Origin of the sequence: Natronomonas marina (assembly GCF_024298905.1) — an archaeon.
Classification (GTDB): Archaea; Halobacteriota; Halobacteria; order Halobacteriales; family Haloarculaceae; genus Natronomonas; species Natronomonas marina.
In genome coordinates, this window is record NZ_CP101154.1 from 956,430 (window position 1) to 973,017 (window position 16,588).

A 16,588-nucleotide genomic window follows, 5' to 3' on the forward strand; every position below is an offset into this window, starting at 1 on the left:
CTCGGCGGCGAGTGACCTCCATGAGCCACCAGGAGCCGCCCGACCGCGAGTCGGGCACGACGGAGAAACCGGAGGGGCTGCGGAGCCGGGAGGTCACGGAGGGGACCGAGCGGGCACCCCACCGGGCGATGTTCCGTGCGATGGGATTCGACGACGAGGACCTGGCCGCGCCGATGGTCGGCGTCGCCAACCCCGCGGCGGACATCACGCCCTGTAACGTCCACCTCGACGAGGTCGCCGACGCCGCCCTCGACGGGATCGACGACAGCGGCGGCATGCCGATCGAGTTCGGCACCATCACCATCTCGGACGCCATCTCGATGGGGACCGAGGGGATGAAGGCCTCGCTCATCTCCCGGGAGGTCATCGCCGACTCCGTCGAGCTGGTCTCCTTCGGCGAGCGCATGGACGCGCTGGTGACCATCGGCGGCTGCGACAAGAACATGCCGGGGATGATGATGGCCGCCATCCGGACCGACCTTCCCTCCGTGTTCCTCTACGGCGGGTCCATCATGCCCGGCGAACACGAGGGCCGCGCGATCACCATCCAGAACGTCTTCGAGGCCCGCGGTGCGGTCGCGACCGGCGAGATGAGCGAGTCCGAACTCGACGAGATGGAGCGCAACGCCTGTCCGGGTGCCGGCTCCTGCGGCGGGATGTTCACCGCGAACACGATGGCCTCCATCAGCGAGGCCATCGGCTTCGCGCCGCTGGGCAGCGCGAGCCCGCCCGCCGAACACGAGGCCCGCTACGATGTGGCCCGCGAGGCCGGCGAACTCGTCCTCGACGCCGTCGAGGCCGACCGCCGGCCCTCCGAGTTCCTCACGAAGGACTCCTTCGAGAACGCCATCGCGCTGCAGGTCGCCATCGGCGGCTCGACCAACGGCGTCCTGCATTTGCTGGCGATGGCCGCCGAGGCCGGCGTCGACCTCTCTATCGAGGAGTTCGACGAGATCAGCCGGCGAACCCCGAAGATAGCCGACCTCCAGCCCGGCGGCGAGCGCGTGATGAACGACCTCCACGAACTCGGCGGCGTCCCGGTCGTTCTGAAGGAACTCCACGAGGCGGGCCTGCTGCACGGCGACGCACTCACCGTCACCGGCGAGACGCTCGCGGCGGCGCTCGAACGGGTCGATCCGCCCGCAATCGCCGACCTCGACGCCGACTTCCTCTACACCGTCGAGAACCCCAAGAACGAGCAGGGTGCCATCCGCATCCTCACCGGCAACCTCGCGCCGGGCGGGGGTGTCCTGAAGATCACCGGCGCCGACGACCTCCACCACGAGGGCCCGGTCCGCGTCTTCGAAAGCGAGGAGGCCGCCACCGAGTACGTCCAGGGGGGCAACATCGAATCGGGCGACGTCATCGTCATCCGAAACGAGGGGCCCCAGGGCGGCCCCGGCATGCGCGAGATGCTCGGCGTGACCGCCGCCCGCGACGGCCAGGGCCACGCCGAGGACGTCGCGCTGCTCACCGACGGCCGATTCTCGGGGGCGACGCGTGGCCTCTCCATCGGCCACGTCGCCCCCGAGGCGTTCGTCGGCGGTCCCATCGCCGCCCTCGAGGACGGCGACACGGTCACCATCGACGTCGCCGACCGGACCCTCGAGGTCGACCTCACCGACGAGGAACTCGAGGCTCGCCTCGACGAGCGGGACCAGCCCGACCCCGCCTACGAGGGCGGCGTCCTGGCGAAGTACGGTCTGGCGTTCGGGTCGGCCGCCGAGGGGGCCGTCACCAATCCCGGCGTTTCCCAGCAGGACTGAGCCGACACTCCCGACCGAACCCCGTGACTGAAACGACCGTTTGACCATCGGGGAGACACTTATCCGTCACTGCCGAACGACGACCCATGACGACGAGACGCGCGTTCCTGGCGACTGCCGGGAGCCTCGCGGTGGCCGGCTGTGCCACCCGCGACGACGACGCCTCGCCGACCGCGACGCCGACGGACGGAACGAACTCGCCGACGGACAGTACGCCGACCGACGGTACCTCGACGGGACCAGGAACGTCCGTGTCCTACGTCCTCCGGGCGGGGTCGGTCCCCGACGCCCTCGCGTCGGCCACCGCCACCGTCCGACCGGTCGTCGTCGAAGACGAGCGGGATCTCGGCCCCTGTTACCCCGACGTCTACGAGGGCCCCTACAAGCCGACCATCACGCCCATCGCCACGCCGAGCGGGACCTGCCACGCGGCCGAGCCCGTCGACGTCGACCTCGTCGCGACCGACGAGCGGACGATCGAGGCGACCGTGCCGCCGGCGGCCAGCGGACACGCTCTCCTCGCCACGAGCGTCGTCGGCACCGACCGCGACGGCGACGACGTTACCGAAATCAAGGGCACCGGTGGCGTCCGGTTGCTCGAGGAAGCGTCGTCCCCGAGCGGGCGCTACGGTGTCGAGATGGGCATCGAGTCGGCGCCCGAGGGTGCGGACTACGACTACCGGGTGACCACGGCGCGGGTCGACCCCGACGGCTGAACGGCGACCCCGCTCAGGCGGGCATCCGGAGGGCGTAGACGATGGCGAGCAGGCCGACCACCTGGCTGGTGCCCGTCAGGACCGTCGCGACCGTCCGCCCGACGAACGGCAGCGCGAGGAAGGCCAGCAACAGCAGGAACGGGACGGCCAAAGCGAGGACGAAGCCGACCGCGATGAACAGCATCGGGCGACTCCCGTTGCGCCGGTAGCCGCGGTAGGCCTGGTAGGCGACGAAGATACCGAGCAGCGCGGCGAGGACGTCGGTCGCCTGCGAGAAGGCGGCGAGCCACTCCGGCGGCGCCGACCCGCTCCAGACCTGCAGCCCCGCCACGTCACATCCCCTCCACGAGTCTCGTGAACCGGTCGGCCATGTCCTCCCGGCGGTCGATACGGAGGTCCAGTCGCCCGTCCTCGAGTTCGACGGTGACCCGCCGGACGTTCGTCGCGTAGACGGTGCGGTGGTGGCCGCCCTCGGGGTCCGGCCGCGTCCGCTCGACGAGCAGGTCGCACTCCCGCAGTTCCTCGAGGCGGCGGTAGACGGTCGGCTGTGACGCCTCGCAGTGGTCGCTCAACGTGTTCGCTGACATGGGTTGCTGGCTCGTCTCGACGAGGATGGTCCGAACCGTCGGGTCACCGAGCAGCGATCCGACGGTCCCGACGTCGCACTCCCCGCTCACGCCCGGGTCCTCGCGGCAGGGCGATAAAGGAGTTTCCACGACTGCAGCGCGTGAAGTCGTGCTCGACCCCTTACCACCCTCCCGACCGTCGGTCCGGGTGTGATGACGGTGAACGTCTTCGACTCGTCGAGTAGACTCAGACCGACCGCCTGGAGCGGCCTCCTCGTCGTGGCCGCGAGCGTCCTCCTCAGCGTCCTCGCCGGCGGCGCCGTTGGCGACAGCGTCCGCATCCGCTGGTCGGTCGGCACCTACTACGGTCCCGAGTACGCCCCCGCGGCGCTGGTGCTCGCGGCCTTCCCCGTCGCGGCCGCCGTCGCGTACCTCGGCTTCCGCCTGCTGGCCCGACGGCTCGAGCGGACGGCCGGCTTCGAGGACGCCCGCGACGTCTACGAACTGTGCGCCCTGGCGACGCTCGGCGCCGTCGTGCTCGTCCAGGTCGCCCTCCTCGCGGCGAACCTGACGTAGCAGGTGGGTCAGAAAAGACCCTCGTCATCGCCGATGCCGAGTCGCTCGCCCAGGTCGTCGAGTTCGTCGTTGATGTCGGGCGCCGACGACTCGCCGGGGAGGATGTCGCCCAGGGCGGCCCCGAAGGCACCGACGGTCCAGACGACGGCGATCCGCGAGAGCGCGACTGCGGGGTCGCTCCATCCGCCGAGGCGACCCCACAGCGTCATGGTGAACGCCGCGGTGAGAAAGGAGACAAGAAGGACCGAGAGGAGTCGGCGCGGGACGACCCCGAACAGCGGTCGCGTGACGGTTATCTCGCGGAAGTCGGCGACGTAGAGGAGTCCGACGGTCATCCCGAAGAGGAACGCGACGTCGAGCGCGAGCAGCCGGGGGTCCGAGCGCAGGAAGGCCGCTATCTCGAAGACGCCGTCCTCGACGAGCAGCGGCAGCGACACGAGGATGGTGCCGACGAAGGACTCGGCGACGTCGCGGCGGGTCAGCTTCCGGATGTCGTCGCCCTCGGGGAACTCTTCGACGAGCCGCAGGGCCCGCCGGACGGCCCGCCGCTCGCCCGGGTCGTCGACGGTCGTCTCGAGTTCTCGGAGCTGTCGCCGAATCTCCTGGATGGTGACCGCCTCGGCGTCCGGGACCTCTCGGGTCGACTCCTCGGAGCGTTCCACACCACCGCGGTCGGTCGGCGCCTCGAAAAAGGTTCTCCCAGGGGGGAGGGTCCGGCGCGTCCCCCGGCCTCACTCCCCGTCGGGGTCGACGACCGCCGGCTCGTCGGCCTCGCCGCCCCGCAACTCGAGCGCGTGGCGCGTGTGTCTGGCGTGGGTCTCGGCCCACCGACGGGCCGGCCGCTCGGCGAGGAACTCCTCCCGCTCGGGGCACTGCCGGCAGTCGGCCACCCACGCCGTCACGTCGTCGGGGAAGTGGCCCGTGTGCTGTCTGTGGTCCAGCGCGAACTTCTCGACGGCCTGGTTTCCGACCCGTAGCTCGTCCAGTTCGTACGCCAGGTCCCACGACCGGCTACACCGCGAGCAGGTGACCGTCGGAACGTCGTCGACGTCGTCCGGGGCGGCCGATTCGCCGTCGAAATCGTCGGACACGTCCGCCCGTCCGGTCCCTGCGTATTTATCGTCCACGGTACGCCGGGCGCCGGCGCGACGGCGAGAACTCCGCTACGGCCGCCGGGACAGCCGCGCTACGTGGCCTGGAACGTCGTGTGGGTCGTGTTCGCGCGCCGCTGCTGGCGGAAGACGTCGCGCTCCTGGTCGGCGAAGTGCTCGGCGCTGTCGATGCGGTAGCCGACGTCGTAACTCGTGCCGGGTTCCGCCTCCTCAGCGTCGACACCGGTCGCCCGGAGTTCGACCAGTTCGCCGCCGCTCCCGACGGTGTAGACGACCTGCTCGTCGTCGAGGTCGTGGCGTCGGTCGGCGTCCTCGAGGCGGTCGTGGGCGAGCTGGGAGCGGACGGCCCACAAGTGAGCACAGGGACCGTCGTGGTGGACCCAACCGCGGCAGCGTCCGGTTCGCTTTCCGCTCTCGTCGAGCATCCAGCAGTCGGCTCGCCAGCCGTCGGTGTGGCGGGACATCTCGACTTCGTGGACGTCGTCGGAGTCCTCGAAGGCGATGAGGTAGGAGTCGCCCTGCGGGTCGTGGACGACTTCGACGGGAGTGTCGCGGGCTCGCTGGAGGCTACTGCTGTCGTCGTCGACGATGTCGAAGCGAACGGCGTCGGTCATGGTCAGCAGTCCACCTCCGAGACGGGGTGAGGGCCGTTTTCACACTCGCGCCGAGGGATACCGCCACGGCTCGAATCGGTAGTCATGCGGCCGCCGCACTCGGGGCAGTAGCGGCTCATGCGGCGCACCTCCAGGGCGTGATTTTGTTGCGACTAAGAGCGTAGAGGAATTTGGACGCTGATGTGTCTTTACGTCCACTAATCTGGCAGTTAGATAATTGAGGATGGGACCGCCGAGAGTCGAACTCGGGTCCAACGCACCCCATGCGCAGAGGATACCACTACCCCACGGTCCCTCGCGTTTCGACGGAGGGCGGACGTGCCTTTAATCTCTTCGTTTCCCGGTAGTGCTCAGACGAGTACCCGCTCGAGTTCCGCGACGAGGCCCGACTCGGCGCCGGGGTCGCCGGCGAGGCGGCCGAGACACACCGCCGCACCGTCGGGGGTGTAGCAGGCGAGCAACGCCCCCTCCTCGGCACCTCCGAGGTCGCTCTCGATGACGCCGGGAGCGTACACCTGCGCGCCCGTCGCAATCTCGCGGGCCGCCGAGGGCGCCACCGTCAACCGCGGCAGGTGTTCGAGCGCCCGCTCGGCGGGCCGGACGACGTCCCGAAGCAGGTCGGCGTCGCCCTCTTCCTCCCAGAAGGCCACGCCGTCGGTCAAATCCTCCATGGTGACAAGGTCGGTGTCGTCGAAGGTGCCCGTCTTCCGGCGCCGGAGCGCGCCCATGTGGGCGCCGGTGCCGAGCGCGAGTCCCAGGTCGTGGCAGAGCTTCCGGACGTAGGTGCCGCTCTCGCAGTCGATGTCGAGCAGGGCGCGGCGTTCTTCGGTCTCCAGCGCCTCGAGGCGGTGGACGGTCCGGGTCCGCAGTCGGCGGGCGACGGCGGACTTCCGGGGAGGCTTCTGGTACAGCGGGCCCTCGAACTCCGCGAGGGTCGCCTCGAAGTCCGTCGGCAGCGGCGCGTGCAGTTCGAGGACGGCGACGTACCCCTTCCGACTGTCGTCGAACACCTGCGCCAGCCGGGTCGCGTCGCCGGTCAGGACCGGCAGACAGCCGGTCACCTTCGGGTCCAGCGTGCCGGCGTGGGCGGCCCGCTCGACGCCGGCGACGTCGCGGACCCAGCCGGCCACCTGGTGGGCGGAGGGACCGGGCGGCTTGTCGAGGTTGACGACGCCGAACTCGAGGAGGTCGGCGGGGTCGCGCTCCGACGGGGGCCCGCGCTCGCGCATGGTCAGAAGTCGTACTCGACGCCCTCGATGGGGACGCGGCCCTCGTCGCCGGACGGCTCGTACCCCTCGACGGTCGTCAGGATGACGTCGAGGACGGCCTCCGGCGAGAGGCGGGCGGTGTTCAACGCGAGGTCGTAGATGGTCAGTTCGTCGATATCGATGTCGTAGTACTCCCGGTAGCGTCGGGCCTCGCTCTCGCTCCGTTCGCGGGTCTCCTTGCGCGCGAGTTCGACCGACTTGCCCTCGCGGTCGGCGATGCGCTCGGCGCGGACCGACAGCGGCGCGTCCAGCCAGATGCGGAAGTCGGCGTGCTCGCCGGCCATCCAGCCCGCCAGCCGCGACTCGAGGACGAGGCCGTCCCGCGTGGCCGCTATCTCCCGGAGCCGGCGGTCCAGGTCGCGGTCGATTTCGTCCTCCTCCTCGGCGAGCTTGTTCAGCTCCAGCGGCGTCAGTCCCCGCTCGTCGGCCAGCTCGCGGAAGATGTCACCACCGCTGACGTGGTCGTAATCGAGGGCCTCGGCCAGCGCGGCGGCGGCGGTACTCTTGCCGCTGCCGGCGGGACCGGAGATTGTCAGCAACATATCGTTACTCCGCCGCGTCGGTTGAAAGAGGTTGTCCTTCGCGGGCGCCGAACCGGGCGACACGCCGGGGTCAGGTCGGCGTCGTCTGGATGTTCAGCGACTTCCGGATGACCTGCGTGAACGCCATCGAGCACAGGAAGTACCAGACGATCCACACTTGCAGCGGACCGACGAAACCGGTCGTCCACTCGACCTGCCCGGCGAAGGGGATGACGAGGTCGGCGACCTCGTACTTCGCCGTCCCGCCACGGAAGCCGATGGCCCAGTACATCCACAGGAAGACGGGGATGGTCAGGACCATGATCCACACCATCGGGCGGAACTGCTCTTTGAACATCCCGAGGTTGTCGGCCATCGCCTCCATCTGCTCCTCCTGGATCTTGTCCAGCGCCTCGTCGTCGCCGCGCTCCTTGGCCTCCTCGCGGCGGTTCTGTATCTCCTTCATCCGGGCCTGGTACTCGCCCATCACCTCCATGTCCATGAGGTTGGCCTGCAACAGCGTCGAGTACAGCCCGGTGAACAGCGCCAGCACCATCACGACGGCGAAGAAGGGCAGCACGCCGATGAGCGGCCCCAGAGCGATGTCGAGGACTTCGGCCAGCGGCGCCCGGACCTCCTTGAACGTGTAGCCGGCGAAGAGCGACACCGAGACGACCGCGGCCATCTTGTCCCACTTCGTCCACGAGGAGTCCTTGTCGGGTGCGTCGGGGAGGTCGAGGTCGTCGTCTTCCAGCGCCGACCGGACGCCGTTGGGATCGGCGAGGTCGAACCCCTCGCCGTCGGAGTCGACGAGAACGCCCTTCTCGATGAGCCGACCCCACTGTCCGCTGGTCAACTCGTCGGAGACGTCGCCCCACGAGACGGTGCCCTCCTCGGCGGCCTCGAGGACGTACTCCAGGGCACCCTCCATCTCGGCGTCCTCCGAGACGAGGTCCTGCACCTTCGAAGCTGTACGTGCCATTACCGGCCCTTACGAGGCGGGCGTAATCAAGCTTTTACCTTCCGGCCGGCGTCGCGGCGAACTACGGCCGCTCGCGGCCGCGGTCGGACGACAGAAGGAGGTCCCGGCGACCGCCCGCTCAGTTCGCGTCGTCGATGGCCGCCCGCAGGTCCGCCCAGACCTCCTCGGGGGTGCCCTCGCCGTCGATGCGGACGAGTTCGCCCTCCTCGTCGTAGTACTCGATGACGGGCTGGGTGTTCTCCTCGAAGACGTCGAGCCGTTCCTCGACCGTCTCCTCGTTGTCGTCGTCCCGCTGAACGAGATCGCCGCCGCACTCGTCGCAGACGCCCGCCTCCTCGGGCGGACTGAACTCGACGTGGTAGTTGGTGCCGCACTCCTCGCAGACCCGGCGGCCGGTCAGCCGGTCGACCAGTTCGCCGCGGTCGACGTCGAGCAGGGCGACCAGGTCGAGGTCGGTGATGTCGTCGAGATACTCCGCCTGCGAGAGGTTCCGGGGGTAGCCGTCCAGCACGAAGCCGTCGGCCTCCTCGAGTGCGGCCTTGACGATCTCGTTGACCACCGGGTCCGGCACGAGTTCGCCCGCCTCCATGTACTCTCTCGGCGTGCCGTGCTCGGTCTCCATGTCCTTGTTCGCCCGGAGGGCGTCGCCGGTCGTGACGTGGTCGACGCCGTACTCCTCGACGATGTTGCTGGACTGCGTTCCCTTGCCCGCGCCCGGTGGGCCGAGCAGCAGGACCTTCGGCTGGCTCATACGAGCGGCTTCCACGCCCCGCCTAAAAGAGTTGTCTGAACGCGACGAGCGTCGCCCTCTCGCTTCCCACCGCGAGCGTCGCATTCTTGTCCCGCGCCGCGAAACGTCGAGTATGGCCGCGACCCCGGCGGAGCGACGGCAGGCCATCGTCTCGGCCATCGTCGACGCCCGACGGACCGACGAGTCCGCGACCTTCGTCGTCGACCGCGCCGGGAGCGTCGTCTACGACGACCGCACGCTCCGCGTGGAACTGGACGCCGACGAGCGCGAGCGCCTCGAGGCGCTGCTCGAGGAGTACGGCGTCTTCAAACTCCGACAGCCCGAGACCCGGAAGGCCGAGACCGGCGTCGTCTACCTCTCGGCGGTGACCGACCCCAAGCACGCCGCCGACTTCGTGGAGGCGCTGTTCAGGCAGGTCTACGGCGCCGAGGAGGGGTACGAGCTGGCCGTCGAGTGAGACGGCTCCGCCATCACGAGCGGTTCTCGAGGCCGCTGACGAACAGCGCCAGCACCGGGACGATTTCCAGGCGACCGAACCACATCAGCAGTATCATCAGCAGTTTGCTCGTGTTCGGGAAGAAGAGGTAGCTCCCGAACGGGCCGAGTCGGCCGAATCCCGGGCCGATGTTGCCGATGGTGGCCAGCGACGCGCTGGTCGCCTCCAGCACCGAGATTTCGACGCCTGCGCGGGCCGAATCGAGCATGATGAAGACGGCGGCCAGCCCGAACAGGACGACGTACAGCAGCGTGAACACCATGATTCCGCGGACGGCGTCCTCGTCGACGACGTTGCCGCCGAGACGGATCGGCTCGACGGCCGAGGGGTGGGCGGTCGTGTACAGCTCCCGGCGGATGCCCCTGAGGACGACCAGCCACCGGACGACCTTGATGCCGCCGCCGGTCGAGCCGGCCGAGCCGCCGACGAACATCGCAAACAGCAACACGACCTGCGCGTGGGGGTCCCACTGGGCAAAGTTCGCGGTCGCATAGCCCGTCGAGTTCAGTAGCGATCCGATCTGGAAGGCGGCCTGCCGGAGGGAGTTGCCGGCGACGCCCTCCGTGACGCCGCCGAGTTCCAGCGGCGGTGCAGCGCCCCGGAAGAGGACGACGAAGAGCGCCGCGACGAAGACGGCCAGCGCCCCCGCGTAGGCCCGGAACTCCGCGTTGTTCAGCATCACCTCCGCCTCGCCGCGAAGGAGGTGCCAGAACAGCGCGAAGTTGACGCCCGCGACGACCATGAACGGGACGATGGCCCACTGGACGGCCGGCGAGAAGGCGGCGATGCTGTCGGCCTGTGGCGAGAACCCGCCCGTCGGCAGCGTCGAGAACCCGTGGGCGACCGCGTTGTAGAGGTTCATGTTCGGCGCCACCCCCAGCAGGTGGAGCCCGTACAGCAGCGCCATCAGGAGGACGGTGAACCCGAAGTAGATGATCCACAGCACCCGTGCGGTCTCGGCGATGCGCGGCGTGAGCTTCTGGAGGTCCGGGCCGGGCGCCTCCGAGCGCATGAGCTGTGCGCCGTTGACCGCCAGCTCCGGCAGGATGGCTATCATCAGGACGATGATGCCCATCCCGCCGAGCCACTGGGTCAGCTGCCGCCACATCAGGAGTGCGTGGGAGTGGCGTTCGAGGCTTATCTCCCCGAGGACGGTCGCGCCGGTCGTCGTGAACCCGCTCATCGACTCGAACAGCGCGTTGACGAACGAGTCGGTCACCGCGGCGGCCACCGCGCCGGGGGGTGCGCCGGCAGGCACCTGCAGGCCGACCGTCGATTCCGTACCGTAGCCGGCAAGCAGGTACGGCACCGTGCCGACGAGGGCGGCCGCCACCCACGAGAACGAGACCAGGGCCAGCCCCTCCCGGGGACCGATGTCGGGGTCGGGGTCGAGCTGCTCCAGGCCGACGCCGACGGCGACCGCGAGGAGGATGGAGACGACGAACACCCAGACGTCCTCGCCGTAGACGACCGCGACGGCAAGCGGCACGGCCATCGTGACCGCGAGGTACTTGACGACGGTGCCGACGAGACTGAGCGTCGCCCGCCAGTCGACCCGCCAGGTCATCTGTCCGACACCATGCTCGGTTTGTCGTGGGGATTCGCGGGCCGGTAATGAAGGCGTCGATGCGCGGAACCGGCCGACTGCGGGGTCACGAGGTCCAGAACGCCCTCGTGAACAGCACCAGCACCGGGACGAACTCGATGCGTCCGACCCACATCAACACGACCATCGCCAGCCGCGTCGTCCGGGGAAAGCGCGCGTAGGTGCCGTAGGGACCGGCCTCGCCGAAGGCGGGACCGATGTTCAGCACCGTCGAGGCAGACGCCCCCAGCGCCTCGAACTCCGTGACCGCCTCGTTTGCCCGTGCGCCATCGACGACGATGAAGACCGTGAACACGACGAACACCAGGACGCTCAAGAGGAGATAGCCGTAGATGTCGCGGATGGTCGTCTCGTCGACCGGCTCCCCGGAGATCCGGACCGGCCGTATCGCCTCGGGGTGGATGCTCGTGAACAGGCCCCGCCTGAGCGACTTCACCGCCACCAGCCAGCGCAGCGACTTGATCGAACACGTCGTCGACCCCGCCATGCCGCCGACGAACATGCACAGAAAGAGGACGTGCTTTGCGGCCGGCGACCACAGCTGGAAGTCCGCGCTCGCGTAGCCCGTCGTCGTGACGATGGAGACGACGTTGAACACGGCGTGGCGGGCCGTCGCCTCCGGCCCGTACGCAATCGAGGGGTCCGCCATCAGGCCGGCACCGACGAGGAGCGCCCCGAGACCGACGACGCCCAGATAGAAGTGGAACTCGTCGCTCCGGAGGAGCCGCCGGGGCTCGCCCTGGAGGGCGACGTAGAGCAGCACGAAGTTCGTCGCGCCGACGAGCATGAACGGGACGACGGCCCACTGGACGACCGGCCGGAAGGCGCCGACGCTCTCGGGTTCCGGCGAGAAGCCGGCGGTCGACACCGACGTCAGGGCGTGGGCGACGGCGTTGTAGAGCGTCATGTTCGGCGCCAGCCCGAGCAGGTGCAGCGCGTAGAAGACGGCGGCCGCCAGCACCGTCAGCGCACCGTAGAGCCCCCACAGCAGCTGTGCGGTCTGGGAGATGCGCGGCGTCAGCTTGTCGACGTTTCTGGTCCGGGTCTCGGTCTCCATCAGCTGTGCGCCGCCGACGCCGAGTTCCGAGAGGATGGCTGTCGCCAGCACGAGGATGCCGAGCCCCCCGAGCCACTGCAACACCTGCCGCCACATCATGATGGCCCGCGAGTGCGCCGAGAAGTCCCGCAGGACGGTCGCGCCGGTCGTCGTCAGCCCGCTCATCGCCTCGAACATCGCGTCGACCGGGTGTGCGAGGATGCCGGTCCCGGCCACGTAGAAGGGGACGGCGCCGATGGCGGCCACGAGCAGCCAGATCAGCGAGACGCCGAGAAACGCCTCCCGCGGCCCCAGTTCGCCGGGGGTGCCCGGTAGCTGCCGGAACGCGCCGCCGACGACGAGCGCCACGGCGATGGCCGAGAGGAAGGGCAGGACCGACTCGCCGTAGTAGAGGGCCACGCCGAGCGGGAACGACAGCGGGACGACGAGGTACGTGAGCACCCGCCCGGTCAGATCGAGGCTGGCCCGCCAGTCGACGCGTAACTCCAGCATCTATGCCATCGCCATCAGTTCGTCGACGAAGGCGGTCTCGACGAACGCGACGATGTGGTCGTCGGCCGAAAGCACCGTGTCCCCGCGGGGCGTGATGTGCTCTCGGCCCCGCGTGACGGCGCCGATGACCACGTCCGCGTCGATGTCGGCGGCGATGTCCTGGATCGACCGACCCACGAGGTCGCTGTCGGCCGACAGGACGAGTTCGACCACCTCCGCCCGGTCGCCCTCGATGACTGAGACGTTCTCGGCGACGCCCTCGTGGGTGAAGCGGGTTATCTCCTCGGCGGTGACCTGCCGGGGGTTGATGGCGACGTCGATGCCGATCTCCTCGAACAGCGGGACGTAGTCGGCGTTGTCGACGATGGCACAGACCCGGTCGGTGCCGAGCCGCTTGGCCAGCATCGACACGAGCATGTTCTTCTCGTCGGAGTCCAGCGCCGCGACGACGATGTCGGCCTCGTCGACGTGCTCGCGGGCCAGGAACTCCGTGTCGGTCGCGTCGTGCTCCATGACCAGCGTGTCCGGTAGCTCCTCGGCCAGTTCCCGGGCCCGCTCGTGGTCCTGCTCGATGAGTCGTGGCTTGAGGCCCCGGTCTTCCAGCAGCCGGGCGGTGTGGTAGCCGATCTCCGAGCCACCGAAGATGACGATCTCGGTGGCCTCGCCCGGCGTCTCCTCGGGCGCGAGGTCGGCCGCGAAACTGCGGACGCTGTCGGGACTCCCGATGACGACCGCCCGGTCGCCGGCCCGTATCTCGGTGTCACCGCGCGGCAGGACGATCTCGCCGTCGCGGAACAGCCCCACGAACGTCAGCGAGTCGAAACGGTCGGCCTCGGCGACGGTCTGGCCCGCGATCGGACTCGCTCCGCGTATCTCGAACTCGACCATCTGGACCGTGCCGCCGGCGAAGGGGTCGGCGTCGACGGCGGCCGGCAGCCCCACGACGCGGACGACGTTCTCCGCCGACAGCAGGTCCGAACAGACCATGAAGTCGACGCCGAAGGCCGTCTCGGTCAGCTCCCAGGTGCGGAGGTACTCGACGCTCTTCGTGCGAGCGATGGTGAAGGGGTCCGCGAGCGTCTTGGCCGTCCCGCAGGCCACCAGGTTCGTCCGGTCGTCGTCCGTGCAGGCGATGAGCAGTTCCGCGTTCTCGACGTCGGCTTCCCGCAGCACCGACGTCGAGGTGCCGTCGCCGGCCAGCGTCATCACGTCGAGGTCGTACTTCAGCTCCTCGGCGCGGCTCTCGTCGACGTCGACCACGACGACGTCGTGGGTGCCGTCGAGGCTGTCCGCGATGGAGGTTCCCACCTCGCCCGCCCCGATGATGACGACGTGCATACCCCGACGTGTCGGGCCGGCGGTAAGTGGATTACTATCGGGAACGTCCCGCCCGCCCCTACTCCGGCGTCGATCCAGAGGGGGCATCGTCGGTGCCGGCGTCGCCGCGACGCTGGCCGAGTTCCCGGTCGATCATCAGGAGTCCCGGACCGTCGTCGCCGACGTACCGGAGTTTGTCGACGATGTCGGCTGCCGTGGCCTCCTCCTCGACCTGTTCGGCGACGAACCACTGGAGCATGTTCTCGGTCGCGTTGTCGTTCTCGGCCCGGGCGAGTTCGACGAGGTCGTCGATCATCCCGCTTATCTCGACCTCGTGGTCGTAGGCCGCCTCGAAGGCGGCCGCGGGGCTCTCCCACTCCGTCGGCGGTTCCTCGATGCCGTCCAGCAGCACCCTGCCGTCCCGGTCGAGGACGAAGTCGTAAATGCGCATCGCGTGGTCGTGCTCCTCGTCGGCCTGGGCGCGCATCCAGGCGGCGAACCCCGGAAGCCCCTCCTCCTCGTAGTAGGCGGCCATCGAGAGGTACATGTACTCCGAGTAGAGTTCGGCGTTGATTTGCTCGTTCAACGCCTCCTGGATCGGGTCTTTCAGCATAGCCCGTCGATCTACTCGCGGGACCGCCATCACTATTGGGGTCCGGCGCCGCCCGACCCGCCGACACCGGCCGTCGCCGTCCGAGAAAGAGCCTTGGGTCGGCCGACCGTCACGTCACGTATGAACGGGCTTTCCGACCGGGTGGCCATCGTGACCGGCGCGGGCAGCGGGATCGGACGGGCGACGGCGGTCCGACTCGTCCGGGAGGGGGCGGCGGTCGTCGTCGCGGACGTCGCGGCGGAGGAGGGGCGGGTGGTCGCCGACGCCATCGAGTCGGCGGGCGGCGACGCGGCCTTCGTCGAGACCGACGTCACGTCGTCGGCCGACATCGAGGAACTGGTCGCCGAGACGGTCGAGCGATACGGCTCGCTGGACGTCGCCGTCAACAACGCGGGCATCCTCTCGCCGATGGTCGCCATCGACGAGATCGACGACGCCGACTGGGAGCGGATCGTGGCGATCAACCTCGAGGGCGTCTGGAACTGCATGCGCCACGAGTTGCCCGCGATGGCCGAAAACGGCGGCGCCGTCGTGAACGTCACCTCCGTCGCCGGACTCGTCGGCATGCCGACGCTGAGCAGTTACTCGGCGACCAAACACGGGGTGGTCGGGCTGACCCGCTCGGCCGCCCTCGAGTACGCCGACGCCGGCGTCCGCATCAACGCCGTCGCGCCCGGCCCGACCGAGACCGGCATCAAGCCACAGGGCGACGACGGACGCGGCGAGTGGCTCGTGTCGCTGCTCCCGGACGAGGCCACCCAGGGGAAGGGCGTCTCCGGCCGTCTGCTGAACTGGCTGTCCGGGGGCACCATCGACCGGATGGCGAAGACGCCGATGGACCGGATCGCCCAGCCCGAAGAGATAGCGAGCGCGATAGCGTTCCTCGCCTCCGAGGAGGCCTCGTTCGTGACCGGACAGGTGCTGCCCGTCGACGGCGGACAGACGGCGGATTAGCGCCTGAAGAGCACCGCCCCGACCTCGTCGCCCGGGCCGAAGTCGTACTTCTCGCGTAGCTCCTTCGGAATGGTCGCCTGCCCCTTCTCGGTCACGCGGGTGCTCTCGCTCACCACCGGTAATACGCCCCGTAATACCAAAATATTGTGAGTGGGACGCCCGTAGGGGACCGGAACCGACTGGAGAAGTAGTTAACGAGGGAGTATCGCTACCCGAACATCTGGCGCATCCTTCGTGAGACGGGGGCATAATAGGTGCCCAAGTAGGGAAAACGACACTGATGAACGCCTGTACTTGATAACTACTAGTAGATGGGGAAGTGAATCAGATATCGCGGTTGGATGGATTATGTCATCTGGTCCATAGGCTTATGCCTATGGAGAAAATACCATAGGGAACGGATGGCGTCCTACACGACAGTTGCAGACTGGCAGGATGTCGAAGCTGGCTACGTCGTTGACGTTACCATCCGTCAGACGGAGGACGATCAGTACCCAAGCGGGTGGGACTACAGTCTCCACCTCGGAAAAGTCGGCGGCGAGACGGTCCTCAGGTACGATAACGCCCACGAACGGACAAAAGGGCACGAGTGCCACACCGGAAACGATGTCGAACACATCGAATTTCCCGGGATGCTCGCGCTCTACGACCGGTTCAAGCGAGAGGTCGAAGAGATGTCGCCCGTCTCGTGGAACTGGCCGGAGTAGGACGCCATCGGGAGATAAACCATGCCCACGCTCAAAGTCACCATCGGCGAACGTAATCGCCTCGACCAGCGTACTCAACGCCGTATCAAGGCCGCTCAGGAAGGGGAAGACCTCGACGAAGCTCAGCCGGTTCTGAACTTCGGGTCGTACGCGGAACTCAGTCGTATCCTCAGTCAGAAAAATCTGGAACTCTTGGACGCTATCTTCGAGTACGAACCCGAGAGCATCCGAGAAGCAGCCGAACTGGTAGACCGGGACTACAAACAGGTCCACCGGAACCTCTCGGAGCTCGAAGACGTCGGTGTCATCGAGTTCGAAGGCGGCGGCCCCGGGCGAGCGAAGAAGCCGATTCTGGCTTATGATGGTCTCGAAATCGACATTCCGTTCGCTGGATCAGAGGATAGTACAGAGACGGCAGCGCCGTGAGAAAGTCGGAGCCTCAAACGATGTCGCTTCTAACAGCGTAATTATTTG

At 68.4% G+C, this 16,588-nt stretch carries 20 protein-coding genes, 1 tRNA gene and 1 pseudogene; 7 read left to right on the plus strand and 15 right to left on the minus strand.

Annotation, left to right across the window (positions count from 1 at the left end):
• Positions 1-20: 20 nt before the first annotated feature.
• Together ilvD and NLF94_RS05120 are read left to right on the plus strand one after the other, a co-directional pair.
• Positions 21-1,766 (plus strand): dihydroxy-acid dehydratase, encoded by a 1,746-nt coding sequence (gene ilvD, locus NLF94_RS05115; RefSeq protein WP_254840391.1) that lies wholly within the window; start codon positions 21-23, stop codon positions 1,764-1,766.
• Between the two features lie 86 nt (positions 1,767-1,852).
• On the plus strand, positions 1,853-2,482 hold the full coding sequence (locus tag NLF94_RS05120; RefSeq protein ID WP_254840392.1) for a hypothetical protein: 630 nt from the start codon (positions 1,853-1,855) through the stop codon (positions 2,480-2,482).
• Positions 2,483-2,495: 13 nt separating this feature from the next.
• Here the strand turns inward: NLF94_RS05120 and NLF94_RS05125 are convergent, their stop codons facing one another.
• Together NLF94_RS05125 and NLF94_RS05130 are read right to left on the minus strand one after the other, a co-directional pair.
• Positions 2,496-2,813 carry a DUF7521 family protein gene (locus tag NLF94_RS05125; RefSeq protein ID WP_254840393.1) on the minus strand — a complete coding sequence of 106 codons (318 nt, stop codon included), beginning with the start codon at positions 2,811-2,813 and terminating at the stop codon, positions 2,496-2,498.
• Between the two features lies 1 nt (position 2,814).
• Positions 2,815-3,159, minus strand: a complete 345-nt coding sequence (locus NLF94_RS05130) for a winged helix-turn-helix domain-containing protein (protein ID WP_254840394.1) — start codon at positions 3,157-3,159, stop codon at positions 2,815-2,817.
• Between the two features lie 102 nt (positions 3,160-3,261).
• Here NLF94_RS05130 and NLF94_RS05135 point away from each other — a divergent pair, with 102 nt between their 5' ends.
• Complete coding sequence (locus NLF94_RS05135; RefSeq protein ID WP_254840395.1) at positions 3,262-3,624, plus strand: hypothetical protein; 363 nt, start codon at positions 3,262-3,264, stop codon at positions 3,622-3,624.
• 8 nt (positions 3,625-3,632) lie between these two features.
• On the opposite strand, the gene NLF94_RS05140 is transcribed toward NLF94_RS05135, so the two are convergent.
• From NLF94_RS05140 to NLF94_RS05175, 8 genes are all read right to left on the minus strand, one after another.
• Positions 3,633-4,286: a DUF2391 domain-containing protein gene (locus tag NLF94_RS05140; protein ID WP_254840396.1), complete on the minus strand. Its 654-nt coding sequence runs from the start codon at positions 4,284-4,286 to the stop codon at positions 3,633-3,635.
• A 69-nt stretch (positions 4,287-4,355) separates the two neighbouring features.
• The gene (locus tag NLF94_RS05145; protein ID WP_254840397.1) at positions 4,356-4,715 is read right to left on the minus strand and encodes a DUF8062 family protein; all 360 of its coding nucleotides are present in this window, start codon (positions 4,713-4,715) and stop codon (positions 4,356-4,358) included.
• Between the two features lie 95 nt (positions 4,716-4,810).
• Complete coding sequence (locus NLF94_RS05150; protein WP_254840398.1) at positions 4,811-5,350, minus strand: hypothetical protein; 540 nt, start codon at positions 5,348-5,350, stop codon at positions 4,811-4,813.
• Positions 5,351-5,574: 224 nt separating this feature from the next.
• Positions 5,575-5,645: transfer RNA gene (locus tag NLF94_RS05155), tRNA-Pro, on the minus strand.
• Between the two features lie 55 nt (positions 5,646-5,700).
• On the minus strand, positions 5,701-6,579 hold the full coding sequence (locus NLF94_RS05160; RefSeq protein ID WP_254840399.1) for an RNA-guided pseudouridylation complex pseudouridine synthase subunit Cbf5: 879 nt from the start codon (positions 6,577-6,579) through the stop codon (positions 5,701-5,703).
• 2 nt (positions 6,580-6,581) lie between these two features.
• Positions 6,582-7,160, minus strand: coding sequence for a (d)CMP kinase (cmk, locus tag NLF94_RS05165; RefSeq protein WP_254840400.1), 579 nt, complete (start codon positions 7,158-7,160; stop codon positions 6,582-6,584).
• A 70-nt stretch (positions 7,161-7,230) separates the two neighbouring features.
• Positions 7,231-8,121 carry a DUF106 domain-containing protein gene (locus tag NLF94_RS05170; protein WP_254840401.1) on the minus strand — a complete coding sequence of 297 codons (891 nt, stop codon included), beginning with the start codon at positions 8,119-8,121 and terminating at the stop codon, positions 7,231-7,233.
• A gap of 118 nt (positions 8,122-8,239) precedes the next feature.
• Complete coding sequence (locus tag NLF94_RS05175; RefSeq protein ID WP_254840402.1) at positions 8,240-8,872, minus strand: adenylate kinase; 633 nt, start codon at positions 8,870-8,872, stop codon at positions 8,240-8,242.
• Between the two features lie 112 nt (positions 8,873-8,984).
• On the opposite strand from NLF94_RS05175, the gene NLF94_RS05180 reads away from it, so the two are divergent.
• Positions 8,985-9,329 (plus strand): DUF7975 family protein, encoded by a 345-nt coding sequence (locus NLF94_RS05180; protein ID WP_254840403.1) that lies wholly within the window; start codon positions 8,985-8,987, stop codon positions 9,327-9,329.
• A 13-nt stretch (positions 9,330-9,342) separates the two neighbouring features.
• Here the strand turns inward: NLF94_RS05180 and NLF94_RS05185 are convergent, their stop codons facing one another.
• The 4 genes from NLF94_RS05185 to NLF94_RS05200 all read right to left on the minus strand — a co-directional run bounded on the left by NLF94_RS05185 (position 9,343) and on the right by NLF94_RS05200 (position 14,453).
• Positions 9,343-10,935, minus strand: coding sequence for a TrkH family potassium uptake protein (locus NLF94_RS05185; protein ID WP_254840404.1), 1,593 nt, complete (start codon positions 10,933-10,935; stop codon positions 9,343-9,345).
• An 85-nt stretch (positions 10,936-11,020) separates the two neighbouring features.
• Positions 11,021-12,523, minus strand: a complete 1,503-nt coding sequence (locus NLF94_RS05190) for a TrkH family potassium uptake protein (protein WP_254840405.1) — start codon at positions 12,521-12,523, stop codon at positions 11,021-11,023.
• Positions 12,524-13,861: a Trk system potassium transporter TrkA gene (trkA, locus tag NLF94_RS05195; RefSeq protein WP_254840406.1), complete on the minus strand. Its 1,338-nt coding sequence runs from the start codon at positions 13,859-13,861 to the stop codon at positions 12,524-12,526.
• 58 nt (positions 13,862-13,919) lie between these two features.
• A complete protein-coding gene (locus NLF94_RS05200; protein WP_254840407.1) occupies positions 13,920-14,453 on the minus strand; it encodes a ferritin in 534 nt (177 codons plus the stop codon).
• Positions 14,454-14,573: 120 nt separating this feature from the next.
• Here NLF94_RS05200 and NLF94_RS05205 point away from each other — a divergent pair, with 120 nt between their 5' ends.
• Positions 14,574-15,407: an SDR family NAD(P)-dependent oxidoreductase gene (locus NLF94_RS05205; protein ID WP_254840408.1), complete on the plus strand. Its 834-nt coding sequence runs from the start codon at positions 14,574-14,576 to the stop codon at positions 15,405-15,407.
• 20 nt (positions 15,408-15,427) lie between these two features.
• Here the strand turns inward: NLF94_RS05205 and NLF94_RS05210 are convergent.
• Positions 15,428-15,520 (minus strand): annotated as a pseudogene (locus NLF94_RS05210) (AbrB/MazE/SpoVT family DNA-binding domain-containing protein); the annotation flags it as partial.
• A gap of 288 nt (positions 15,521-15,808) precedes the next feature.
• Between NLF94_RS05210 and NLF94_RS05215 the strand changes: the two are divergent.
• Together NLF94_RS05215 and NLF94_RS05220 are read left to right on the plus strand one after the other, a co-directional pair.
• On the plus strand, positions 15,809-16,114 hold the full coding sequence (locus NLF94_RS05215) for a toxin-antitoxin system TumE family protein (protein WP_254840410.1): 306 nt from the start codon (positions 15,809-15,811) through the stop codon (positions 16,112-16,114).
• Positions 16,115-16,135: 21 nt separating this feature from the next.
• Positions 16,136-16,540, plus strand: a complete 405-nt coding sequence (locus NLF94_RS05220; protein WP_254840411.1) for an HVO_A0114 family putative DNA-binding protein — start codon at positions 16,136-16,138, stop codon at positions 16,538-16,540.
• Positions 16,541-16,588: the final 48 nt, after the last annotated feature.